General features: G+C 68.0%; 17 protein-coding genes. 1 reads left to right on the top strand and 16 read right to left on the bottom strand.

The features are described from left to right. Positions 1–103: 103 nt before the first annotated feature. The 6 genes from TY25_RS44440 to TY25_RS11570 form a co-directional block, all read right to left on the bottom strand. Entirely contained in the window at positions 104–3550 is a 3447-nt protein-coding gene (locus TY25_RS44440) for a dipeptide ABC transporter ATP-binding protein (RefSeq protein WP_081868819.1), read from the bottom strand. A gap of 12 nt (positions 3551–3562) precedes the next feature. Continuing rightward, on the bottom strand, positions 3563–4474 hold the full coding sequence (locus tag TY25_RS11550; RefSeq protein ID WP_042255926.1) for an ABC transporter permease: 912 nt from the start codon (positions 4472–4474) through the stop codon (positions 3563–3565). Further along, positions 4471–5427: an ABC transporter permease gene (locus TY25_RS11555; RefSeq protein ID WP_042255927.1), complete on the bottom strand. Its 957-nt coding sequence runs from the start codon at positions 5425–5427 to the stop codon at positions 4471–4473. Before TY25_RS11555 ends, TY25_RS11550 begins: the two co-directional genes overlap by 4 nt. A 6-nt stretch (positions 5428–5433) precedes the next feature. Next, positions 5434–7065: an ABC transporter substrate-binding protein gene (locus TY25_RS11560; protein ID WP_042255928.1), complete on the bottom strand. Its 1632-nt coding sequence runs from the start codon at positions 7063–7065 to the stop codon at positions 5434–5436. Positions 7066–7251: 186 nt separating this feature from the next. Then, positions 7252–8886 carry an ABC transporter substrate-binding protein gene (locus tag TY25_RS11565; protein WP_042255929.1) on the bottom strand — a complete coding sequence of 545 codons (1635 nt, stop codon included), beginning with the start codon at positions 8884–8886 and terminating at the stop codon, positions 7252–7254. 160 nt (positions 8887–9046) lie between these two features. Beyond that, the gene (locus TY25_RS11570) at positions 9047–10828 is read right to left on the bottom strand and encodes a gamma-glutamyltransferase family protein (protein ID WP_042255930.1); all 1782 of its coding nucleotides are present in this window, start codon (positions 10826–10828) and stop codon (positions 9047–9049) included. A gap of 71 nt (positions 10829–10899) precedes the next feature. Here TY25_RS11570 and TY25_RS11575 point away from each other — a divergent pair, with 71 nt between their 5' ends. Beyond that, positions 10900–11799: a LysR family transcriptional regulator gene (locus TY25_RS11575; RefSeq protein ID WP_042255931.1), complete on the top strand. Its 900-nt coding sequence runs from the start codon at positions 10900–10902 to the stop codon at positions 11797–11799. Between the two features lie 119 nt (positions 11800–11918). Here the strand turns inward: TY25_RS11575 and ppc are convergent, their stop codons facing one another. The 10 genes from ppc to TY25_RS43485 all read right to left on the bottom strand — a co-directional run bounded on the left by ppc (position 11919) and on the right by TY25_RS43485 (position 23848). Next, positions 11919–14690: a phosphoenolpyruvate carboxylase gene (gene ppc, locus TY25_RS11580; protein ID WP_042255932.1), complete on the bottom strand. Its 2772-nt coding sequence runs from the start codon at positions 14688–14690 to the stop codon at positions 11919–11921. Between the two features lie 134 nt (positions 14691–14824). Beyond that, positions 14825–15247, bottom strand: a complete 423-nt coding sequence (locus TY25_RS11585) for a VOC family protein (protein WP_042255933.1) — start codon at positions 15245–15247, stop codon at positions 14825–14827. Between the two features lie 256 nt (positions 15248–15503). After that, positions 15504–16637, bottom strand: a complete 1134-nt coding sequence (locus tag TY25_RS11590) for an AAA family ATPase (RefSeq protein WP_042255934.1) — start codon at positions 16635–16637, stop codon at positions 15504–15506. Positions 16638–16674: 37 nt separating this feature from the next. Then, on the bottom strand, positions 16675–17211 hold the full coding sequence (locus tag TY25_RS11595) for a sugar O-acetyltransferase (protein ID WP_201773662.1): 537 nt from the start codon (positions 17209–17211) through the stop codon (positions 16675–16677). A 306-nt stretch (positions 17212–17517) separates the two neighbouring features. After that, a complete protein-coding gene (locus tag TY25_RS11600; protein ID WP_014983448.1) occupies positions 17518–18081 on the bottom strand; it encodes a GTP-binding protein in 564 nt (187 codons plus the stop codon). 108 nt (positions 18082–18189) lie between these two features. Next, positions 18190–18594 carry a DUF742 domain-containing protein gene (locus TY25_RS11605; protein WP_014983447.1) on the bottom strand — a complete coding sequence of 135 codons (405 nt, stop codon included), beginning with the start codon at positions 18592–18594 and terminating at the stop codon, positions 18190–18192. Positions 18595–18629: 35 nt separating this feature from the next. Then, positions 18630–19013, bottom strand: coding sequence for a roadblock/LC7 domain-containing protein (locus TY25_RS11610; RefSeq protein ID WP_042256143.1), 384 nt, complete (start codon positions 19011–19013; stop codon positions 18630–18632). Positions 19014–19054: 41 nt separating this feature from the next. Then, a complete protein-coding gene (locus TY25_RS11615) occupies positions 19055–21745 on the bottom strand; it encodes a sensor histidine kinase (protein ID WP_052382929.1) in 2691 nt (896 codons plus the stop codon). Positions 21746–22261: 516 nt separating this feature from the next. Beyond that, positions 22262–23284, bottom strand: coding sequence for a hypothetical protein (locus TY25_RS11620; protein WP_042255936.1), 1023 nt, complete (start codon positions 23282–23284; stop codon positions 22262–22264). Between the two features lie 54 nt (positions 23285–23338). Further along, complete coding sequence (locus tag TY25_RS43485; RefSeq protein ID WP_052382930.1) at positions 23339–23848, bottom strand: hypothetical protein; 510 nt, start codon at positions 23846–23848, stop codon at positions 23339–23341. Positions 23849–23875 lie beyond the last annotated feature (27 nt).

Here is a 23875-nt window from a genome sequence, read left to right on the forward strand (position 1 = left end):
CCCACGGCCCGTGTAGCTGTGAAAACGCTCGGCCCCGGTTATTTTCCGTCGCCGACCCGACCGGTCCGACCCGCTCGTGCGGCGGGTCGGGCCGGTCCGGCCTTCAGGCTTCCGTGGGTGACCCGCTGCCTGGGGAGGCAGCCTCCTTAGGGTCGCCGGGGGAAGCCGGCTTTTCGGTTGCGGGTGCTGCGGCCTTTTTCGCGGGGGTCTTCTTTGCAGCGGCAGTCTTCTTTGCGCCTGCGGTCTTCTTAGCTGCGCCAGCCGATTTGGTCGCGCCCGCAGTCTTGGTCGCGCCGGTGGTTTCGGCGGCAGCGGTTGTTTTGGCCGCACCCGCCGTGGACTTCTTTGCCGCAGTGGTCTTCTTCGCTGCGGCCGTCTTCTTGGCGGCACCGGTCGACTTCGCTGCACCGGTCGACTTGGCCGCCGCCGCAGACTTGGCCGCAGCCGCGGACTCGGCTGCGGCGGGTGCCGCGGCCGCGCCGGATTCGCCCGCCGATGTGGCGGCACCTGTCGCGGTCGCTTTCTTTGCCGCTGTCTTCTTCGCCGCGGCAGTCTTTTTGGCCGGGGTCGCCTTCCGTGCAGTTCCCGTCGCCGTGGTCTTCTTCGCCGCCGCGGCCTTGCGGGGGGCACGCCCACCCGCGGTCTTCTTCGCAGCCGCCGCACCACCGGCCGCCACAGCCGCACCGCCGGCCACGGCAGCAGTCGCCGCCTCGGGCGTACCGGAAACATCCGAGCCCGTAGCTTTTTCAGCGCCATCGGCTTCCGCGGAGGATTCCGCGGCCACAGCCGCACCGGGCTCAGTCGCCGCGTCACCAGTCACCGCGACAGGGTCCGCGGCGTGCGGGTCGGTACCAGCTGCCGACGCCGAAACGGTCTCCGCGCCGGACTCGGCAGGGATGGCCGCCTCCGCGGTATCCACCGCGTTCTGCCCGGTGGCTGTCTCGGTAGATGCCGCCGAAACCGATTCGGCGACAGCAGCTTCAGCCGCATCAGTGCCGGTCTCAGCGAGGCCGACACCGTTCTTTGCCGCAGCAACCGCAGGTTCGGTGCGGTCGGCTCCCGACCCTTCGCCCTCACCCGCGACACTCTCAGCGGGAACGTCCGCCGCAGCGACCTGCAATGGCTCGGCAGCCGCGTCCGCGACATCGGACTCGGTCGCGGAGGCCGAACCATTTTCCGTCGCAACCTCTTTGACGGGCGCATCCGTGACGGCGGTCGAACCCGACTCGGTCGAAGCCGCACCGTTCTCCGCCCCAGCCGTGGGCGAAGCAGCCACCGCGGCATCAGGTCCGGCGGTGCCATTGGCCGACACACGTTCGGTGACAGCCGCTTCGGGTGCGACGGCTACCGGCTCTGTCGGCTCGGCTGCGGAAGCCGCTTCTGCCGAGACCGTTTCGGCACCAGCATCGGGTTCCGTTTCGGGCTCGGTCACTGCGGTTTCCGCGGCTGACGCGACGGCGGCAGCGTCGACCGGGACGTCTTCGGCGAAGGCTTCTTCGAGTTTGGCGAGCGCGGCGGCTTTGGCCGAATCGACCTCGGGGACGACCTTTTCGGTCACGGCGGTGGATGCCTCGGTGGGCTTCACCTCGGCGACGGGCTCGTCCGCTGGGGCGGCATCCGCGTCCGGCACCACCGCGACCGAATCCGAATCGGCGACACTCGCCGCCGGGGCGACCGCGGCCGCATCCTGTGCCGAATCCGCTTCGGCGACAGTATCTTCCGCCGAGAACGCGGCAACGTCCACCGCTTCTTCGGAGACGACCGCCGCGGCAGCCGCCTCGAGGGAGGGAAGCTCGCCGAGGTCGATGTCCTCGACCAGGCTGACGCCGGGGATGGCGTCGAGGAGCTGGCGGGTGTAGAGGTCGGACGGGGTGGAGAGGACCTTCTCGACCGGGCCCTGTTCGACGACCTTGCCGTTGCGCATGACGAGGACGTCGTGCGCGATGGCCCGCACGACCGCGAGGTCGTGCGAGATGAACAGGTAGCTGACGCCGAGCTGCTGTTGCAGCGAGGACAGCAGGGTCAGGATCTGGTCCTGCACGAGCACGTCCAGCGCGGACACGGCTTCGTCGCAGACCACCAGCGGCGATCCGACGGCCAGCGCGCGGGCGATGGCCACGCGCTGACGCTGCCCGCCGGACAGCTCGTTGGGATACCGGTGCGCCACCGCCACGGGCAGCGCGACCTGTTCGAGCAGCTCGGCGACCCGCGCCCGCCGGGACGCGCGATCGCCGACCCCGAAGGCCCGCAAGGGCTCGGCGATCAGCTTTTCGACGGTCCACATCGGGTCGAGCGAGGCGTACGGGTCCTGGAACACCGGCTGCATGGCGCGCCGCGCGGCCCGCAGTTGCGCACCGCGCAGCCCGCCGAGTTCGGCGCCGTCCAAGCGCACGGTGCCGGCGGTCACCGGCACCAGGCCGAGCACCATCCGCGCGGTCGTGGTCTTGCCCGACCCCGATTCGCCGACGATCGCCGTGGTGCGCCCGCGCTCGATCGTGAACGACACGTCGTCCACCGCTTTGAGCACCCCGCCGCGCCCGCGGATCCGGTACTCCTTGCTGATGTGTGAGACCTCCAGGATCGGAGAACTCTTGGCGGACTTGCCGGTTGGCGCGGAACCATTGCGCGCGGCGGCGGCGCCGTCGGCGAGCGCGGCCGCCGGATCTTCGGCCGCCTCGTCGGTGTCCACGCTGCCGACTGCGACGCCCTCATCGCGCCGCGGTCCGATCAGCGCGGGCGCGGCCGCGACCAATCGCTGCGTGTACTCCTCTTGCGGTTCGGTCAGCACCTGCCGGGCCGGTCCGGTCTCGACGATCCGCCCGTCCGACATCACGATGACCCGGTCGGCTCGCTCGGCGGCCAGCCCGAGGTCGTGGGTCACCAGCAGCAGCGCGGTGCCGAGTTCCTGGGTCAGTTTCTCCAGGTGGTCCAGGATCTGCCGCTGCACGGTGACGTCCAGGGCCGAGGTCGGCTCGTCGGCGATGAGCAGGTCCGGCCGGCAGGCCAGGCCGATCGCGATCAGTGCGCGCTGGCGCATACCGCCGGAGAACTCGTGCGGGTACTGCCGGGCGCGGCGCGCGGGTTCGGGCAGCCCGGCTTGGCCGAGCAGTTCGATGGCCCGCCCCTTCGCCTCGCGACGCGAGCAGAGCCGGTGTGCCAGCAGGGTTTCCGACACCTGGCGACCGACCCGCGACACCGGGTTCAGGTTCGACATGGGGTCCTGCGGGACGAGGCCGATCTCGCGCCCGCGCAGCTTGCGTAGTCGCTTCTCGTCGGCGTGCGTGATGTCCTCGCCGCGCCACCGCAGGGTGCCGCCGGTGACCCGGCCCGCGCCGGGCAGCAGACCCATGATCGCGTGTGCCAGTGTCGATTTCCCCGAGCCGGACGCGCCGACCACGGCGACCCGCTCGCCCGGCTGGATGACCAGGTCCGCGCCGTGCACGGCGGTCGTGTCCCCGAAGGCCACGCGCAGTGCACTGACCTCGAGTAGTGGCCCACCCGTCACCCGACCGCCGCCCCTCATGGAATCGCTTCGCGATGCTGTTGTCATAGTCGTTTTCCCTCAGCGCCTTGTCTTCGGGTCGAGCGCGTCCCGCAGGGCGTCGCCGAAGAGGTTGAATCCCAAGCAGATGATCGCCAGTGCCACACCGGGGAAGATGCCGGGCCACGGCGTGCGGAGCAGGTACTGCTGCGCGTCCGACAGCATGATGCCCAGGCTCGGCGCGGGCGGTTTGATGCCGAGCCCGAGGAACGACAGGATCGCCTCGCCGAGCACCGCGGTCGGCATGATCACCGTGGCCTGCACGATGATCGGGGCCAGCGAGTTGGGCAGGATGTGCTGACCGAGGATGCGCAGCGGCCCGACGTGCATGGCCTGGGCGGCGAGCACGAAGTCGGTTTCCTTGAGCCGCAACGTTTCCGCGCGCACCACCCGCATCATCACCGGCACCTGCGCGATGCCGAGCGCGATCGCCGCGTCGGTGAGTCCGCCGCCGTTGATGGCGGTGAGCCCCACCGCCAGGATGACGAACGGGAACGCGAGCAGCACGTCGGAGACGCGCGAGAGCACCATGTCGAACCCGCGCCAGTACCCGGCGAGCAGGCCGAACGGCACGCCGATGACCACCGCGCACAGCACCGAGAGCACGCCGACCTCGAGCGAGGCGCGGGTGCCGTAGAGCACGCGGGACAGGATGTCGCGGCCGAGATCGTCGGTGCCCAAAGCGAATCCGACGGTGCCGGGCTGCTGGAACGGGGTCGAGAAGTGCACCTCGGCGGGCGAGTACGGGGCGAGCAGCGGCGCGAACACGCCGACGAAGATCACGATCAGCAGCAGCACCGCGCCGACCATGCCGAGCGGGTTGCCCCACAGCTGGCGCAGCACGCGTCCGCGCACCGCGGTCAACGGGGGGGTCGCCACGGCGGGCGCGGGCCCGGTGTCGGTGACGGTGGGGCGGGGTTCGGTGACTGTCATTGCGCCCTCCCGGACACTCGAACGCGGGGGTCGATCACCGTGTACAGCACGTCGACCAGCAGATTGATCACGATGTAGGCGGCGGCGATGACCAGCACGACCGCCTGGATCACCGGGTAGTCGCGGGTGAACACCGAGTCGAGGGTGAGCTTGCCCATGCCGGGCAGGCTGAAGATGCGTTCGGTGACGACCGCACCCGCGATGAGCCCGCCGAGCTGCAGGCCGACGATGGTGGTCACCACGATCAGGCTGTTGCGCAGGCCGAAGCGGAAGATCACCGCGCCGCGGCCCAGGCCCTTGGCCCGCGCCGTGCGCACGAAGTCGGCGGTGAGCGTCTCCACCATGGACGAGCGGGTCTGGCGCTGCACCACCGCCGCGTGCGCGAGGCCCAGGATCAGCGCGGGCAGGGTCAAGAAGTAGATGCCGCGCAGCGGATGTTCCAGTGGGGACACGTATCCCGAGGCCGGGAACCAGTTCAGCTGCACCGAGAGGTACAGCACGGCGAGGATGCCGACCCAGAAGGTGGGCACCGACAGGGCGACCAGGGAGAAGCCGTTGGCGGCCCACTCCGGCCAGCGGCCTCGGTACACCGCAGCGATCACGCCGCCGATCACGCCGGCCAGCACCGCGATGAGCATCGCGTACACGGCCAGCTGGAAGGTCACCGGCAGGGTGGTGCCGATCATGTCGCGCACGGGGGTGCCGGTGCGGATCGAACGTCCGAAATCACCGGTGGCCGAATGTTTCACGAACTCGAGGTATTGCACGAACACCGATTTGTCCAAGCCGAGATCGGCGCGAACCGCGGCGATGGCCTCCGGATTCGCGTCCTCGCCCGCCATCGTGGTGGCCGGATCGCCGGGCAGCGCCCGCACGCCGACGAAGACCACCATCGAGGCGAGCACCAGCGTGACGGCGGACTGCCATAGCCGATGGAACACGTACTGCAGCATGGGTTTTCAGCCCTTCCGATCAGCGACGTATGCGGCCTTGCCAAGCCGCACCGTGCCGTCGGCGTATACCTCGATGCCGGTCACCCAGGTCGAGTGCACGGTGAGGTTACGCAGACGGTAGGTGTAGATATAGGGGTTCTCTCGCTGGATGAGCCGTACCGCCTGCTCGTACAGCGCGCCGCGTTGCGCGGCGCTGGTGCTGTGCGCGGCCCAGCCGAGCAGATCGTCCAGGGTCGAGGAGTTGAATCCGCTGTAGTTACCGGATGAACCGGTGGTCAGGAAGCGAGAAGTGTTGCCGTCCGGGTCGAGTCGGCCCGACCAGCCGAGGTAGAGGATTTCGTAGGTGCCCTTCTTCTGGGCGTCCAGCATGCTGGAGTATTCGGCGGGCACGAGCTTGAGGTCGAAGCCGCCCTCCGCGACGACCGCGCGCATCTCCTGGGCGTACTCGAGCTGATCGGCGACGTTCATCACCTGCATCGTCACCGGGTACGGAATCTGCACGCCGGCTTCGGCGAGCAGCTCGCGCGAGCGCTGCGGATCGAAGGTCGGGCAGACCGTGCTCGCCTTGGTGGCGTAGGAGGTGCGCGGCGCGATCGGGGTACACGCGGGCTCGTACCAGTTGTGGAACGCCTTGTCGACCAGCGCTTCCCGGTTGATGCTCAGCGAAAGCGCCTGCCGCACCTTGGCATCGCGCGCGATCGGGGTGTTGATCTGCTTGACCGGCTTGCCCGCGCCGTCGACATTGCCGATGTTGATATAGAGCCCTTGGAAACCGAACGATCCCGATTGCAGCACCCGCAGCTGCGGCATTTTCGACAAAGCGTCGATATCGTCCGGGGACATCGTGTCGGCGACCTGGATGTCACCGGCGCGCAGGCTCTGCGCGCGCATCTTGGCATCGGGCATGATCCGGTAGGTGATGCTGTCGAAGTGCACGTTCTTCGCGTCGTAGTACAGCGGGTCGCGGGTGACGGCGATCGAGGTCTGCGGTACCCGCTTGACGAACTTGAACGGCCCGACGCAGACCGGGTTGTCGCCGAAGTTGTTGCCCGCCTCCTTCAACGCGGCGGGCGACATGATCATGCCCGCGCGGTCGGCCAGCGCCGCGGTGATCGGCGCGAACGGCTGGTGATACCGGATCACCACGTGCGAGGAATCCTCGGTGTCGATCTCGCTGATCGGGCCCATCTCACCGGTGCGCTGCGAACCCGGCATCGTGAGATGACGCTCCAGGCTGGTCTTCACCGCGGCGGCGTTGAACGGTGTGCCGTCGGCGAATTCGATGCCGGTGCGCACCGGAATGGTCACCGACAAGCCGTCCGGGGAGATGGTCGGCAGCGCGGTCGCCAACTGCGGCACCAGATTTCCGGAGGAATCGTTGTCGTAGAGCTTCTCGCAGATCGTGCTCATCACGTAGCGCATGTAGAGCGAGCTGGACGTGGTCGGATCGAGCTTGTCCGGATCGTTCGACAGACCCATGATGAGGTCGCCACCCTCGCGGACCGGCTGTGAGCCGACCGGCGTGCCGTAATCGTCGACGTGCGTGACGATCGGGGTGACGGGTTGCGGCGATGCACAGGACGCGAGCGCGACGGCTACCACGCCGAGGATCGCCATCCGTGTGAAGCGAGCGAGCATGCGCTACAAGATACTTCACCTTGTTGCACTTTTCTCACCCTCTATTCCTTTTTGTACATTGTTCTCATTATGGTCATCGGATGAAATCGGCCGAGCCGAAAAGAATGGTACGGAAAACAGCGATCCGGCGTTTGCCGGACCGCTATTCCTGAAACAGGTGAAGCTAGCGTCCCCCGATTCGACTGTTCAGCTTTTCCCGCCCGCGACGAAGGCGGCCTTGCCGAGCCGCACCACGCCGTCCTGGTACGCCTCGATGCCGGTCACCTGCTTCGAATGCACCGTCAGCACGCGGATGCGATAGGTGTAGACGTACGGGTTGTCCTGCTGGATCAGCGCGGTCGTCTTGCCGTACAGCTCGGCGCGCTGCGCGGGATCGGTACTGCGCGCGGCCTTTCCGAACAACTCGTCCAGCTCGGGATTGCTGTATCCGGCGTAATTGCCGTTCGAGCCGGTGGTGAGGAATTTCGTGATGTTCGCGTCCGGGTCGAGCCGGCCCGACCAGCCCAGGTACAGGATCTCGTAGGTACCGCGCTTCTGTACGTCGAGCAGGGTCGCGTATTCGGTGGGCACGATCTTCAGATCGAAGCCGCCCTCGGCCAGGCTCGCCTGCCAGGCCTGCGCGTAGCGCAACTGATCCGGGGTGTTGGTGACCTGCATGGTCACCGTGTACGGCAGTTGCACGCCCGCCTCGGTCAGCAGCTGCTTGGCCCGCTCCGGATCGTAGGCGGGGCAGGCGATCCCGGCCTCGGTCGCGTAGGTGCTGCCCGGCACGATGCCTGAGCAGGCCGGTTCGAACCAGTTGTTGAAGACGGTGTCCACCAGCGTCTTCCGGTCGGTGGCCAGCGAGAACGCCTGGCGGATCCGCGGGTCCTTCGCGATCGGGGTATCGATCTGCTTGGTCGGCTTGCCCACGCCGTCGACATTGCCGATATTGATGTAGGCGCCGTAGAAACCGAGTGAACCCGATTGCAGCAGCCGCAGATCCGGGTCCTTGGCCAACGCGTCCACGTCCTGCGGCGAGATCGTGTCGGCGACCTGGATATCGCCCGAACGCAGGTTCGCCGCACGGATATTGGCGTCGGTGATGATCCGGTAGGTGACCTTGTCCAGGCGCACCTTCTTCGCGTCGTAGTACAGCGGGTCGCGGACCACCTCGATGGAAGTCTGCGGCACCCGCTTGACGAACTTGAACGGCCCGACGCAGACCGGGTGATCGGCGAAGTTCTTGCCCTCGTCCTCGGCCAGCGCGGCGGGCGACATGATCATGCCCGCGCGGTCGGCCAGCGCGGCGGTGAACGGCGCGAACGGCTTCTTGAACTTGACCACCACGTGCGCCGGATCGGCCACCTCGATGGCCGCGATCGGCCCCATTTCGCTGGCTCGCTGTGAGGTTTTCATCGTCTGGTGCCGCTGCAGGCTGGTCTGCACGGCGGCGGCGTCGAACGGTGTGCCGTCGGCGAATTGGATGCCGGTGCGCACCGGGATGGTGACGGTGAGGCCGTCCTCGGAGATGGTCGGCAGGGCGGTCGCCAGCTGCGGCACCAGCTTGCCGGCCGAGTCGTTGTCGTAGAGCTTCTCGCAGATCGAGCTCATGACATAGCGGGTGTAGAGGGAGCTGGAGGTGGTCGGGTCGAGCTTGTCGGGTTCGTTGGACAGGCCCATCACCAGGGCACCGCCGTCGCGGACCTGCTGCGTACCCACGGGCGTGCCGAAATCGTCTGTATGCGTTGCGGTTCCAGCGGGATGCTGTACCGGTGCGCAGGAAGCGAGCGCGGCGGCGGTGACGCCGAGCACGATCATCCGTGTGAAGCGAGCGAGCATGCGCTACAAGATACTTCAATACGCCGAATTTTTCGCACCCACCATTCCTTTTCGTACATTGTTCTCCCAGCGGTAGCGGCGGGAAACCACGCGGGCGAAAGAATGGCACGAAAAATAGCGGTCCGGCTGTGCCGGACCGCTATTTTCATGACGTGTTGAGTTATCGGCCCGCGGCGTAGCCCTGCATGCCGCGCGGATTGGCGCCCGCGGAAAGGACCCCGGCCTCGGGATCGCGGGCCACCGCGCACAACCGGCCCTCCGACCACGGTGGTCCCACGTTGACCTGATGACCGCGTCGTTCCAGGTCGGCGATCACCTCCGGGTCCATCCGCGACTCGACGAACACCGCACCCGGGCTCATCGCGCGTGGATAGAACGAGCCGGGGAAGCTTTCCTGATGCCAGTTCGGCGCGTCGATCGCGCCCTGTAGATCCAGCCCGCCGCGCACGCGCTCACGCAACACGACCGACAGGAAGAAATGCACGCTCCACTGATCCTGCTGATCGCCGCCCGGCGTGCCGAACGCCATCACGGCTTCCCCGTCGCGCAACGCCATCGAGGGGCTGAGCGTGGTACGCGGACGACGGCCCGGCTGCAGCGAATTCGGTAGTCCCGGCTCCAGCCAGGACATCTGTAGTCGGGTGCCGAGCGGGAAACCCAGTTCGGGCACAACGGGATTGGACTGCAACCAGCCACCGCTCGGGGTCGCCGCGATCATGTTGCCCCAGCGGTCGACGATGTCCACCTGACACGTGTCACCCTTGGTGGCACCGGTGGTGGCGACCGTCGGTTCGCCCGCACCGAGCGGAACCTCGGTCGCGCCAACGGAATTCGTCTGGACATAGCCACTGAGTCGGGGCCGCAGGCCGTCCGGGCTGCCGGGACGCAGCTCGAAGGAGGCCTGCGGCCCGATCAGCGCACTGCGTTGTGCGTTGTACCAAGGAGAAAGCAGTGTCGACATCGACACCTGTGCGCTGTCCCCGTACCACGCCTCTCGATCGGCCATCGCCAGTTTCGAGCCTTCGATGAGAGTGTGGTAGTACTCCGGTGTGCCGTATTCGAGCCGGTTCGGCAGCAATGCCAACTGCTGCAGGAACACCGGACCCTGGCTCCACAGTCCCGGCTTGGCCACGGTCCAGCCATTCCAGGTGTAGGTCACCGGATTTTCATACGACGCAGTGAAGTTCGCGAGGTCGTCACCGGTCAGGGTGCCGACGTGCCGCTCGCCCGAGGTGTCCATGGTCGGGCGGTCGCTGGCCGCGACCAACGCCTCCGCGATGAAACCCTCGCGCCAGATCTTGCGCGCGGCCTCGATCTGGCCTTCCCGGTCGCTGCTCGCCGCCTCGGCTTCGGCGATGAGGCGGCGCCAGGTGGTGGCCAGCACCGGGTTGCGCAGCAGCGCGCCCGCGGCGGGCGGCTTTCCGTCGCGCAGGTAGAGCTCGGCGGAGGTGGTCCACTCGTTCTCGAACAGCTCGGCGACCGTCGAAACGGTCTCGCCGACCCGCTCGACCGCCGGGTGGCCGCGCTCGGCGTTCCAGATCGCGTACGACAGCACCTCGGACAGCCGCTTGGTCCCGTGGTCGCGCAGCAGCAGCATCCAGGCGTCGAACGCGCCGGGCACGGCCGCGGCCAGCGGGCCGGTGCCGGGCACCAGATCGAGACCGAGCGCGTTGTAGCGCGCGATCGTCGCGGCGGCGGGCGCCGGACCCTGACCGCAGAGCACCCGCGGCGGCAGGCCGGCCGGCGCGAGGATGATCGGCACCTCACCAGCGGGGCCGTTCAGATGAGGCTCGACCACATGCAACACGAAACCCGCGGCGACCGCCGCGTCGAAAGCGTTGCCGTCGTCCTCTAGCACCGCCATGGCGGCGGCGGAGGCGAGCCAGTGGGTGGACGACACCATCCCGAAGGTGCCCTGCAGGGTCGGTCGCGTGGTGAACACCTGATGAGTATCACCCGACGATCTTGGTTACGTCCAAGACATCTATTGCACCAAACCGATAGCCTATGGTTATGGAACGCCAGCAGCTCGAGTACTTCGTCGCGATCGTCGAGCACGGTGGATTCACGCACGCCGCACGGGCGCTACGGGTAGCCCAGCCGTCGCTGTCGCGGGCCATCGGCAAGCTCGAGCGCGAGCTGGAAGTACCGCTTTTCCACCGGGTCGGCCGCAATGCCGTGCTGAGCAACGCGGGCCAGCTGATGGTCGACCGCGCGCGGCAGGTGCTGCGCGATCTGGACGCGCTGCGCGCCGCCGCCCAGGCCGTCGGCGCTGGTGTCGTCGGCCGGGTGGATGTGGCGGCCACCTCATCCTCGACCCTGGAGCCGGTGATCGGCACCATAGCCGCGCTGCGCGAGCATCACCCCGGCGTGACGGTCGGGACCTGGTCCGCGCTGTCCGCCGCCGAGGTGGTCGCCATGGTGTTGCGCGGACGCTGCGAGGCGGGGGTGTGCGGTAGCGCGGAGCGACCCGCCGGACAGGGTTTGGTGGCCCATCACCTGCGCGACGAACAGTTCCTGCTCGTCGCGCCGCCGGGCACCGAGATCGGCACGGACGGCACCGTGGCGCCGAAAGATCTGCGCGGCATGAGCTTCGTGCTGCCGCCGCCGGCCACCGCGGTCCGCGCCCGCTTCGACCGGCTGGCCGCGACCGTCGGCGATCTGCGCATCGCCGCCGAGGTGAGCGACCGCAGTGTGGTGCTGCCGATGGTGCTGCGCGGCATCGGCGCGGGCCTCATGCCCGACGGCTGGCACGACCTGGCCTGCCGGGCCGGCGCCGCGGTCTACCGTTTCTCCCCGCCCGAGCAGCTACCGCAGTGGCTGGTCTATCGCAGCGGCCCACTAACCGCCGCCGCCCAGGCCTTCGTCGAAACCACCCTCACCCAAGCCGCGGCGGTACGACCCCCCACCTAGGTCGTCCCGTCGCGACGGCCCTGCTGACCACGCACCCCTTCCGTGTTCCCGCACCCGCTACGACAGGCCACAGCGGGTGCGCGAACACGGAAGTGGTGCGCGAACCGCCGCGAGCCTGCCTAACCCGAGTTGCGCAGCGCGGTGGCGAGGCCGTTCATGGTCAGCAGGATGCCGCGCTTCACCAACTCGGAGTCGTCGCCGCCGCGGAGCCTGCGCAGCAGCTGGACCTGCATCTGGTTCAGGGGCTCCAGGTACGGGAAACGGTTGTGGATCGATTCGGCCAGCGACGGGTTGTCCGCGAGCAGATGGTCGTTGCCGGTGACCGCGGCGTGCATCCGGATGGTCCGGGCGTGCTCGTCCTTGATCATTCCGAAGATCTGCTCGCGCAGCGCGACGTCGTCCACCAGTTCCGCGTAGCTGGCCGCGATGTCGAGATCGCTCTTGGCCAGCACCTGCGCCAGATTCGACAGCACGGTACGGAAGAACGGCCAGCGCTCGTACAGGTCGGTGAGCGTCGCGAGGCGCTGCGGATCGTCGTCGATCCATTCCTCCAGCGCCGTGCCGGTGCCGTACCAGCCGGGCAGCATCACCCTGGCCTGGCTCCAGGACATCACCCACGGGATGGCGCGCAGATCCGCGACCGAGTTCGTCGGCTTGCGCGAGGCGGGCCTGCTGCCGATGTTCAGATCGCCGACCTCGGCGACCGGGGTGGACTGCCGGAAATATTCGACGAAACCCGGGGTGTCGTGCACCAGCCGGGCGTAGGCGGCCCGGGCGCGCTCGGCGAGTTCGTCCATGAGTTCGTAGGAGGGCTCCGCGTCGGGGCCGAGACCTTCCACGTCGAGCAGCGTCGATTCCAGCGTGCCCGCGATCAGCGACTCCAGATTGCGTTGCGCCGCACCGGGTTCGGCGTACTTGGCCGCGATCACCTCGCCCTGCTCGGTCAGCCGCAGCGCACCGCGCACCGCGCCCGCGGGTTGAGCCAGGATGGCGTCGTAACTGCGGCCGCCGCCACGACCCACCGTGCCGCCGCGACCGTGGAAGAGCCGCAACCGGATTCCGAACTTGCGCGCCACCTCCACCAGCTCGAGTTCGGCCCGGTACAGCGCCCAGTTGGCGGCCAGATACCCGCCGTCCTTGTTGGAATCGGAGTAGCCGAGCATCACCTCCTGGCGCATCCCGCGCGCGGCGACCAGGTCCCGGTACACCGGAACATCCAGCGCCGCCGACAGTGTCGCCGCCCCCGCGCCGAGGTCCTCGATCGTCTCGAACAGCGGGACGATGCCCACCGAACAGCTCGGCGGCCCGTCCGGCTCGCCCGGATCTAGCAGTCCGCCTTCCTTCAGCAACAGTGCCGCCTCCAGCATGTCGCTGACCGAGGTGCACATGCTGATGATGTAGTTGGGCACCGCCTCGGCCCCGAAGGTGCTCACCACATCCCGTGCGGCACAGACGATATCGATTTCCTTGCGGGCCAGCTCGCTGAGCCTGGCGTGCGGGCCGAGCAGCGGGCGCCTGGTCCGCAGCTCCGCGGCGAGCAGCTCCACCCGCTCGGGTTCGGACAGGCTCGCGTAGTCGGCATGCACACCCGCCCAGGCCAGCAGCTCGGCCACCACCTGCTCGTGGATTTCCGAGTTCTGCCGCATGTCCAGCCCTTGCAGATGGAACCCGAAGGTCTCGATCGCGTGCCGCAGCGCGGCCAGCCGGTGATCGGCGAGCAGGTCGTCACCGCTGGCGCGCAACGAGGCGTCGATGGCATCGAGATCGTCCAGCACGTCCTGCGGCGTGCGATACGGCTCGGCGCCGACATCGAGACCGTCCGGCGGTACCTCGCCGAGCGCACGCACCGCCGTGGCGGTCAGTCGTCCCCGGATACGGTGCAGCGCACGACGATACGGCTCGTCGGCGTGGGTGGCCGGTTCCGGATAACCCGCCTCGGCCAAGGCGGCGACCGCCGGCGTCACCGGCACCAACCGCACCGAGAGCGCCAGCACCTTCTCCAGTTCGACCAGGTCGCGCAGATAGCGCGAGAACGCCACCGTGGCCGCCTGCTGCCCGGCCTGGCGCACCACATCGGCGGTGACGTACGGGTTTCCGTCCCGGTCGCCGCCGATCCACGAGCCCGGCCGCAGGATCGGGCGCGGCAGCAGTTCCACCCCGGGCCAGCGGGACCGCAGCGCCGCCCGCACCTCCGCGTTGATCGCGGGGATCACGTCGAACAGGGTGATGTCGTAGTAGCGCAGGCCCACCGAGATCTCGTCTTGAATCCGCAACCGGGCCAACCGGATCAGCGCGGTGCGCCACAGGCTGAGCACCTGGCGGCGGATCTGCTGTTCGAAATCGGCGCGCTGCCGCTCGGTTTCGGTGTAGCGCTGCCGCAACCGCATCAGCTCGGTGATCCTGGTCTGCGCGTCGAAGACGGTGCGGCGGCGGGTCTCGGTGGGGTGCGCGGTGATCACCGGCGACACCAGCGCGTCGGCCAGCAGATCGGCCACCTCGGCACCGTCCAGCGCCGCGGCGTCGAGCTTGCGATAAGTGGCGGCCAGCGACGAATCCTGCGGCGGTTCACCGGCCGCCTCGTGCGCGGTGCGACGACGATCGCGCTGGATGTCCTCGGCCAGATTGGCCAGCAGCACGAAATAACTGAACGCGCGGATCAGCGGGAGCGCGATCTGGATTTCGACACCGTCCAGCATCTCCGCGACCGCGCTGCGGTCGACCTCGGCGCGCCGCACCCGGAACGCCTCGATGCGCACCCGTTCGATCAGGTCGAACACCTCGGGGCCCTCGTGATCACGGATGGTGTCACCGAGGACGCCGCCGAGAAACCGGATGTCGTCGCGCAGCGGCCGGATCGCGTCCTGCTGCGCCTCGCTCGTCGATTCGCCCATGATCGAACAGTATTGCCGCAGGCGCGACGGCGGTATGCGACGGATCCCACACCCGATCCCCCGACGCTTTCGACCCGCGGCCGGGCCGAGCCGGTCGGCCCCCGAGACACCAAGGGGGCCACCGAGTTTCGCCGCTATCCGACCAGGACCTGGGAGAACCGCAGGTGGTTGCCCCACGGGTCACGGAAACCGCAGTCCCGCATCCCGTACGGCTGGGTGACCGGGTCCTGGGTGACCTCGACGCCCGCGTCCCGCAGCCGGGCGAAGGTCTCGTCGACCGCCTCGGTAGTGAAGATCAACATGCCTGCCGCGCCGTTGGCGAGCCGGGCCTGCATCGCGTCGCGGGCGGCCGGATCCGGATTCATCGACGGCACCTCGAGCAGAAATTCCAGGCCCGGCTGGCCGGCGGGGCCGACCGTGAGCCAGCGGCCGCCGGGGAACGGCAGATCCTGGCGCAGCTCGAGTCCGACCACGTCGCGATAGAACTCCAGTGCCCTGTCCTGGTCGCCGACCAGCAGCGCGACGTGGGTGAGTGCGAGATCCTTGCCGTTGCTCATGTGCGTGTTCTCCTCGATAGGTGGGTCGAATGTACTGACGGCGGGGCCGTGCCGAATTCATCGAAGCGCATGGTGTCGCCGATCACCACCGATCCGGACGGCCCGTGGAACCGAATAAGCAGCTGTAATGACCCGTGCAGCCCAGGAGGCCTGTGATGCGTAAGTTCGCCGTTGCCGTCGTCATCGGTGTGGTCGTCGTCGCCATCGGACTGTTCGTCAGCGGTGGACCGGCCCTGGCCGGCGCCGAATAGGCCCGCTACCGCTTCGGCCAATACCACGGCGGCTGATCCAGCCGGCCTTGGCCCGCGATGGTGGTCGCGCCGTGCTCCTTGACCAGCTCCACGGTGTGCGGATCGGCGGCGCCGCGCGCCAAGGCCCGCACCAGCGGCTGCGCGTGCGTGACCACCACCACCTGCGTCTGCTCGGCGACGGTGGCGATGAGTTCGGCCAGCGGACCCAGCAATTCGGGGTGCAGACTGGTCTCGGGCTCGTTCAGCACCAGCAGTTCCGGCGGGCGTGGGCTCAGCAGCGCCGCGACCAAGAGCAGATAGCGCAGTGTGCCGTCGGAGAGTTCGGCGCCGCCCAGCGGGCGGATCAGTCCGCGCTGGTGCAGCGCCAGCTCGAATCGGCCGTTCCGGTCGCTGATGGCGATCCTGCTCCCCGGAAACGCGCGGTCCACGGCCCGCGTCAACCCGTCGGCGTCGCCGATCTCGCGGATGGTCTGCAGTGCCGCCGCGAGGTCGGCGCCGTCGTGGGCGAGCACGGTGGTCCTGGTGCCGACCTGCGGCGTGCGGGCAGGCGCGGCCGCGTCGGTACGCAAATGGTCGTAGAAACGCCAGGACCGGATCCGCTCGCGCAGCACCAGCAGATCCGGCGCGCGCTGCGGATCCGCCAGTTCGCTGAGCATGCTGTCGAACGGCTGCAGGGTATGCGGCACCATCGCCCACCCGCCGTCGTCGTCGCGCAGTTGCACCACCGGACCGCCCCGCTGCGCCAGCAGGGTCGACGGCCGCAGTACCGGCCCGGCCCAGACCGCCTCCGCCTTGATCTCCGGGTCCAGGTTGAACATCGAGGTGCCGTCGGGCACCGGCGTGCCCAGTTCGGCCGCGTAGCCGAAGTCCGCGGCCGCGAAACCGACCCGCACCCCGGCCGTGTCCGGTTTGCTCGCGCTGTCCCCGCCCTGCCCCGCCCACAGCGTCGAGGCCACGCCGCCCTCTTCGGCCAGCGCGGCGATCGCCCCGTTCCTGGAGAAGTCCGCCAGCAGCCGCAACGTGCGGTACAGGCTCGACTTGCCGCTGCCGTTGGCCCCCGTCACCACGTTCAGCCGCCCCAGCGGCATGATCACCTGCCGCAGCGACCGGTAGTTCTCGACAGCCAAGGTCTGCAACATGACCCCAGGCTAACGATGCGCTACGACACCGGACCGGCTACAACTCCCGGATCACCCGGGCCGGGTTACCGGCGGCGAACACCCGCGACGGCAGGTCTCTGGTGACCACGCTGCCCGCGCCGACCACCGTCTCGTCGCCCACCGTGACGCCCGGACACACGATCACGCCGCCACCGCACCACACGTTGTTCCCGATCCGGATCGGCGCCGCCGATTCCCAACGCTGCCTGCGCAATTCGTGATCCGCCATTGGATGCAACGCGGTCAGCAACTGGCATCGCGGTCCGATCGACACATCGTCACCGATGCTGATCGGCGCGCAATCCAGCAGGATCGCATCATAATTCAGGAAGCTGTTCGTCCCGATCTCGATGAGATACCCGTAGTCGCACTGGAATCGGGGCATGATCCACGACCCCTCCCCCAGCTTGCCGAGCAGTTCGCGCAGCAACGCCTCGCGCCTGGCGGTCTCCTCGGCGCCGGTGCGATTGAACTCGTCACACATCCCCTGCGCTCGCCGCCGCTCGGCGACCAACTCGGGATCGCCGTCCCGGTACAACTCCCCACGGAGCATCCGCTCCTTCTCCACACCCACCCGCCCCACCGTAGTGAACTGCCAGCGGTTCCCGCACCAGTTCCGAGTTCACGCACCCGGTGTGGCCTGCCGTAGGGCGTGCGTGAACCCAGAAGGGGTGCGTGTGGTCAGAAGGGGTGCGTGCGACGTGGACCAAGCGACAGAATAGGTGGGGGTTCACAGAGGATGCGTACGGTTCACAGGGGTGGTAGACCCTGTGGAGAGTGTGGGCGGTCTGTGGAACCCGCTCAATGGCAACGGGGCCCGACGGCGGGGTGGCCGGTCGGGCCCCGTTCGCACGGGGAATCAGGCGGGCATGCCCTGGACGGACAGCCGGTGGAACAGGACCTGTTCCAGCAGGGCGACCAGCACCTCTTTGACCGACTCGCGGTCGCGCGCATCGCATTCCAGCACCGGGATCCAGTCCTCGAGCTCGAGCGCCTCGCGCACCTCGGCGAGGTCGAAGTGGGTGCCGTTGTCGAAACGATTGACCACCACCACGAACGGAGTCTGCTTCTCCTCGAAGTAGTCCAGCACCGGGTAGCAGTCGTCGACCCGTCCGGTGTCGACCACGATGACCGCGCCGAGCGCGCCGTCGACCAGGTCGTCCCACAGGAAGACGAAGCGATCCTGCCCCGGGGTGCCGAACAGGTAGAGAATCAGGGAGCGGTCCAACGTGATTCGCCCGAAGTCGAGCGCGACCGTGGTCTGGGTCTTGTCGGCGCGCCGGCCCGGATCGTCCACGCCGACCGAGACCTCCGTCATCGCGGCCTCGGTGACCAGCGGCTCGATCTCGGATATCGCCCCGATGAACGTTGTTTTTCCGACGCCGAATCCACCGCTGATCACGATTTTCACCGACGACGGCATAGTCGGACCCGGCGGCGGCGGGGAGCTCATGACTGCACCTCGCTGACGCTCGGTTCCGTCATGCGCTCTGCGCACTGGCACATGATTCGCTTACTGCGTGCGCTCATGTCAGAGTGCCCGTACAAGATCTCTGATCCTCTCGATGGCAGCGGTGGACAGTTGATCGGACTCGCGCACGGTGACGTAGCCCGCGGCGGCGAGGTCGCTCACGACGACCTTCGCGACACCGACCGGAACACGCAGCGCGGTACCGATCTCTGCGATGGAATGCGGCTGCTGGCACAGCTGCACCACGGTGCGCTGCTCGAATTGCAAGGGGGCCGACAGCGCCGAAGGCGGTGCCTGCACCAGTGTTTCGATCCGCAGACCGTCTACCAACGGCGTCGTGCGCCCCGCCGTGACGACAAAGGGACGCACGAACTGTTCATCACTGTCGACAACTTCTTCAGCCGGAGCGGGCTGGCCGGGTCGATCCGGATCGAACCATCCGAACATTCGGTTCATCGGGATCATCCGCGGGTCCGGCAACCGCGGCCGGTCAGGATCTCTCATCTTCGTAACGTCTCTCGCAACTCGGAAATCAACGCCGGATCAAGGAGCGACCCGGCGCGTTCGGCAAGTACAGCCATTTCGTAGCCGACCAGACCGATATCGCAGTTGCCGTCGGCGATAACGCCGAGGCAGCTGCCGTCACCCATGGCCGAGACGAGCAGGAACCCGCGCTTCATCTCGATCATGATCAGTTTGAGCCCGTCGAACGAATAACTGCGCGAAGCGCTTTTGGCGAGGCTGGCCAGGCCGGACACCATGGCGGCGAGCCGGTCCGCCGAGGTGCGGTCCAGACCGTCGGACATCGCGATGAGCAGACCATCCGAGGACACCGCCACGGTGTCGCGCACACCGTCGGTCTCCCGAACGAAGTTGGCGAGCATCCAGTTGAATGTGTGCGGGTCAGCGCTCGGTAAATGGGTGGTCACCGGTTCTCCTCTGCGATGGACGGGGCGGTCGGCGCCGGATCCTCGGCGCGGGTGTCATGGTCGCGCGCACCGACATACGGCCGCGTCGTCGACGGCGCGGGCGGGGCGCCGCGCTCGTGACCGGCCCGGAACGACGACAACATGTTTCGGGTCTCCTCGGGCGAGCGCTCGGTGACCGGCGCATGATCCTGGCGTGGCGGGGTGCCGCCCGCGTCCCGCCGCGGCTCGGTTCCCGGTGCCGTGCCCGCGGAGCGAGACTTCTTGTTGCGCTTGACAAGTCCGTTGCGCGTGGTGCGCGGAACCGGCCCGGTCGGTGGCGCAACAGATGTTACCGGGGCCTCCACCGGCGCGTCCCCGGATTCGAAGATCCGCCACATCGTTCCGGTGTCGGTGGCCGTCTCCGGCGCGAATTCCGGTTGCGGAGAAACGAAATGGGAGTACGCGGAGGTCGGCCCGGACGGCACGGCGGGCATGTTGGTGCTCGTGTCGTACCGCACGGCCTCGTGCCGGCCGGTCCGCTCGGTGGGCAGTTCGTCACCGTAATGCGCGGAGTCCGCCTGATACCGAGGCTCACTCGGCGGGCGGCCGGTGCCGTTCTGCTGCGGGACGGACGAGACGTTCGGCAGGGCGTGCGCCGGGCCGGGCAGGCTCGGCGTCCGCGAGTTCGGAGCCGAATTGCCCTGCAGCGCAGGGCCGTTGTGCAAAGGATCGAGCTCCGGAGTGGGCGCCGCGTGCAGCTCCGCGTCCGAACCCCAGGACGGTTCGACGCCGGTGCCGGAGATCTTGCCGCGTACGCCTGCGCGCTGATCTTGTTCCTGCGCAAGGATTTCCAGGGGCAGGGCGAGTCGCGCGACGATACCGCTGACCGGCGATACGTTGAGCTCCACCGCGATGCCGAGCCGTTCCGCCAGCCGGCCGACCACGTAGTGGCCCAGGTATCTGGTCGGCGCGACGATGAAGTCCTGCTCGCCGCGCAGCCTCGCATTGGACTGCGCCAGCTGGTCGGCGGGCATGCCGATACCGTGGTCGACCACGGCCAGCAGGTAGCCCTGCGGCACTCGGCGCCCGTAGATCTCGACCTCGAGATCCGGTGGGGAGAAGGCGAGCCCGTTCTCGATCAGCTCGGCGAGCATGTGCGCCAGCTCGCTCACCACCGACCCGGCGATGAGCACATCGTCCACCCGGCGCAGCACCACGCGGCGGTAGTCGTCGACCTCGGACAGACCGGCGCGGATGACGTCGCTCAGCGCGATCGGCTGCGCCCACCGGCGCGGGCTGGCCTCGCCGACGAGCACCAGCAGGCTTTCGGCGTTGCGGCGCATGCGGGTGGCCAGGTGGTCGAGTTCGAACAGGTTGGACAGACCCTTCGGGTCGAGTTCCTCGCGCTCGAACTCGCTGATCAGGGCGAGCTGGCGGCGCACCAGATTCTGGTTGCGCCGGGCGAGGTTGGCCATCGACTCGGTGGTGTTGCGGCGCACCAGCGCCTGCTGCGAGGCGAGCTCGAAGGCGGTGGTCTGCACCCGGTCGAGAGCGCCGGCCACGGCCGCGATCTCGATACTGGAGCCGACCGGAACCTGCACTGCGGCAGGCGCTTCCGGACGGCCCTCTTCGGTGTGCGACCACGCGTCGATGACCTGGGGCAGGCGGCGCGAGGCCACGTCGTCGGCCTCGCCGGCCAGCGCGGCGAGCGGGCGCACGATGGCGCGCACCGAGGTGATCACCAGCACGATCATCGCGACGATGGCGATGGCCGCGCCGACGAGGAAGCCGATCAGGTTGAGCAACGCGGCACCGCGCAGGTCGTCGGCGCGGGCCTGTACGTCCGCGCCCACCGCCTGCTGCACATTGCCCTGATCTTCGAGCGCCCCGGACATCTGGGTCCACCAGGCCATCGGGTCGACCTCGCGGACCAGCGGTCCGTCGCTGGAGGCGATCGCGATGTTCTCGGCCTGTTCGGCCTTGGTGGCGTTGTCACTCAGCAGCGCGGCGTCCAGCTTGGCCTGCTGGCCCTTGGTCGCGTAGCGGGAGAAGGTGGCCAAGCCGTTCAACTTGCTGGACCGAATCTCCATGAACTGCACGTATTCCCCGCCGTTGAACCGGCCGGCGACGAAGACGCCGTTGAGGAAGCCGCGCTCCTTGTCGAGCTCGGCCTTGGCCTCACCCAGCGCGTACAGCGCCTGCAGACCGCGCTGGATCTGCGGGTCACGCGCCTGGTCCAGGCCGAGGGCCAAGCGGTTCAGCGCGGCGACGGCGTCGGTATAGAACTGGAACACCACCTGGCGGCTGACCCGGCGCGTGTCGATCTGCACGCGGGTGTTCGCCAGCAGGTTCAGCTGACCGAGCGCGGCGCGCACCTGATCGGCGCCGGGCGCGTCGCCCGAGGCGGCCTCGGTCAGCTGGCCGAGCGTGGCGTCGACCTTGCCGCGCTGGTCGAGCAGCGGCTGCTGCAGGCGGTTCTCGCCGCCGAGCAGACCGTTGCTGAGCCCGAGCTCGCGCTGGATCTGATTGGTCAGGTCCTGGACGCTCAGCGCCAACTCGACGGACTTCACCGTGTCATTGGCTTGCCGGTAGTCCGAAATCTGGCCGTAGACGGTGACACCGAGCAACGCGAGCACCAATATCAGCGACAGCGCGAGAATTCGGGACAGCTGACCGCCGATCGTGCGCGGCCGGACGATTCCCGACATTCTGCTGTTCGCCGACGGATTCTCGCCAGAGGCAACCGCAGGTTGGAAATCCGGTGTGTCCCCGGGCTTTTGTTGCCGTAGACGTAGACGCACCAACCTGCTACTCCTCCGAAAAGCCAGCCGTGACAGCTCCACGACGAGCGCACGGAAAGTCTCCGAGCAAAATCCCATATGCCCGGTGCCGCGTCAACTCGAGGACGCGCCGACCCGGGCTTTGTTCATACTTTTCAACCGCAGCGCACCCGAGGGCTACCAACTGGCCAGTTTGTGGCCACCCCGAAGCGACCCGGCCGACATACGGTGCTGGTCAGGACATTCGGCCGCACCTGCGGTGAACATCGCACCGTCGAGCCCGAAAACAGCGTCGGCACGATCGCTCGAAGCCCTTGGGAAACGGGCTGATTCGATCGTGCCGACGCACCTGTCCGCGGCTCGGGAAAGCGATCCGCCAACCGGCAGCAACTGTTCAGCTAGTTACTGCCGAGTTTGAGTTCAGCTTACAAACCATATACTTCGTTATGCTTCGCCGAGGATGGCGAGCACCTCGTCGGACCGGAAGAACGGCTCGAGCCGCTCGCGAATCAACTTGGCCAGCACGCCGTTTCGTTTCGCGCCATCGATGACCGCGGGACCATAGCGCAGGATCTCGGTGGCGATGTCCGCGCCGGAAAGACCGAGTTCGGGCAGCATGGCGGCGAGGGTGTAGTCGCCGTACTTGGTGAAGAACACCTCGACGCACTCGTCCACGAGCAGCCCGAAGTATTCCTTTTCCCTTGTGGTGACGGCGATTTCGTAGCAGATGAGGACCAGCTCGTTGAGATCTTTCTGGCTCAGGTAATCGCGCAGCCCGCTCACCGGCTCGTCGGCGTGCAGGTCCCAGAACTCCATCGCGGCGTCGTGCACGGGGGCGTCGCGCAGCATTTCACGGATCGCGTTGTTGGTGCGCTTGAGGGCGAACATCGCGCCCTTGCCCGCCATGTCGCCGATGAACGTGCTCTCGGTGGCCTTCTTGGCGGTCTTGGCCGCCGACTGGCCCATCGAGATCAGCGAGGAGACGCCGGGAATCTTGCCCGCGAGCTGCCGGTTGGCCTCCATGAAATCGGAGATCAGCTTGTCGACGAACTTCGACGCGACCGTGGCGACCAGCGGAGATTCGGTGAGCCGATCCAGGATGCGCTCCTGGGCCTGGTGCATCCCGAAGATCTTCTCCAGCAGCGCTTCGACCGGCTCGCGGTCGACGACCTGCCCCAGGGTGTGGTCGTTGTTGTTCGCGATGTGGTCGTAGATCGAATCGGCGAAGACCCCGACCATGTCGGCGATCACCGGACTGCCACCGATCAGGTCGATGATGGTGGCGACGGTCGCCTTGGCCTGCTCGACCTCGACGATATCGCGGAAGATCAAGGTGTCTGCGACACTCAGCACCGATTCGACGTCGCGGGCCACCACCTCGGCGAAACGGTCGCCACTCACCTCGGCGAGCACGAATTCCACCTGGGCATCGAGTAGCCGTTCCGAAATTTTACGCGGCTCGCTCATCCGGGTTCCACCCATCACAGTCGTAGTACGGTGCGCCCGGCCAAATTACGGCCCCTATGTTTCGGTATCGTTGCCGCGCAACGACTTCCGAATCTGGTCCAGGCGCTCACGCGCGGCTTTCTCGCGCGCGTCCCATTGTTCGTCGGCGCTGCGGCCCGCCGGGGTCTGCTGATCGAGCTCGCCCATCCCCTGCGCGGTGCCGAAGCGCTGCTCGACCTTATCGCGAACTGACCCCCAAGTAGGGACACCCGAGGGGGAATATCCACCCGTCTCAGTCGGTGCGGTGGTACCGGTCGGCGGTACCGGTACCGCGGGTACCGGAGAAGTGCCCGCGACCTGGTCGGATACGTCGCGGATGGTGGGCACGTCATGCGTCGGCAGCGTGGGCGTGGCAGGAGTCACACCGGGCAGGGGCGGCGAATCGCCCGCACCGACGAGCCCGAGCAGCGCCGCGTGCACCATCTCGAAGCCGGCGCGTTCCGCGGTCGCGACCAGCAGCACTCCGATCAGTTCCCGGTCGGGCAACGCCGTCAGCCGGGCCAGGATCTCGCTGTTCTCAGTCATATCGCCAGGCTACGCAGCACCGGAGGC

This window comes from Nocardia brasiliensis NBRC 14402 (assembly GCF_000308475.2).
In the GTDB taxonomy this organism is placed as follows: Bacteria; Actinomycetota; Actinomycetes; order Mycobacteriales; family Mycobacteriaceae; genus Nocardia; species Nocardia brasiliensis.

What these genes read in the sequence shown, in the direction of transcription:
- TY25_RS11565 (WP_042255929.1), bottom strand. Translation starts at nt 8,886, where the DNA reads ATGCTCGCTCGCTTCACACGGATGATCGTGCTCGGCGTCACCGCCGCC.
- TY25_RS11595 (WP_201773662.1), bottom strand. Translation starts at nt 17,211, where the DNA reads ATGCTCCGTGGGGAGTTGTACCGGGACGGCGATCCCGAGTTGGTCGCC.
- TY25_RS11600 (WP_014983448.1), bottom strand. Translation starts at nt 18,081, where the DNA reads ATGCCGTCGTCGGTGAAAATCGTGATCAGCGGTGGATTCGGCGTCGGA.
- TY25_RS11605 (WP_014983447.1), bottom strand. Translation starts at nt 18,594, where the DNA reads ATGATCCCGATGAACCGAATGTTCGGATGGTTCGATCCGGATCGACCC.
- TY25_RS11590 (WP_042255934.1), bottom strand. Translation starts at nt 16,637, where the DNA reads ATGTTGCAGACCTTGGCTGTCGAGAACTACCGGTCGCTGCGGCAGGTG.
- TY25_RS11615 (WP_052382929.1), bottom strand. Translation starts at nt 21,745, where the DNA reads ATGTCGGGAATCGTCCGGCCGCGCACGATCGGCGGTCAGCTGTCCCGA.
- TY25_RS11555 (WP_042255927.1), bottom strand. Translation starts at nt 5,427, where the DNA reads ATGCTGCAGTACGTGTTCCATCGGCTATGGCAGTCCGCCGTCACGCTG.
- TY25_RS11585 (WP_042255933.1), bottom strand. Translation starts at nt 15,247, where the DNA reads ATGAGCAACGGCAAGGATCTCGCACTCACCCACGTCGCGCTGCTGGTC.
- TY25_RS11575 (WP_042255931.1), top strand. Translation starts at nt 10,900, where the DNA reads ATGGAACGCCAGCAGCTCGAGTACTTCGTCGCGATCGTCGAGCACGGT.
- TY25_RS43485 (WP_052382930.1), bottom strand. Translation starts at nt 23,848, where the DNA reads ATGACTGAGAACAGCGAGATCCTGGCCCGGCTGACGGCGTTGCCCGAC.
- TY25_RS44440 (WP_081868819.1), bottom strand. Translation starts at nt 3,550, where the DNA reads ATGACAACAGCATCGCGAAGCGATTCCATGAGGGGCGGCGGTCGGGTG.
- TY25_RS11610 (WP_042256143.1), bottom strand. Translation starts at nt 19,013, where the DNA reads ATGCTCGCCAACTTCGTTCGGGAGACCGACGGTGTGCGCGACACCGTG.
- ppc (WP_042255932.1), bottom strand. Translation starts at nt 14,690, where the DNA reads ATGGGCGAATCGACGAGCGAGGCGCAGCAGGACGCGATCCGGCCGCTG.
- TY25_RS11560 (WP_042255928.1), bottom strand. Translation starts at nt 7,065, where the DNA reads ATGCTCGCTCGCTTCACACGGATGGCGATCCTCGGCGTGGTAGCCGTC.
- TY25_RS11550 (WP_042255926.1), bottom strand. Translation starts at nt 4,474, where the DNA reads ATGACAGTCACCGAACCCCGCCCCACCGTCACCGACACCGGGCCCGCG.
- TY25_RS11620 (WP_042255936.1), bottom strand. Translation starts at nt 23,284, where the DNA reads ATGAGCGAGCCGCGTAAAATTTCGGAACGGCTACTCGATGCCCAGGTG.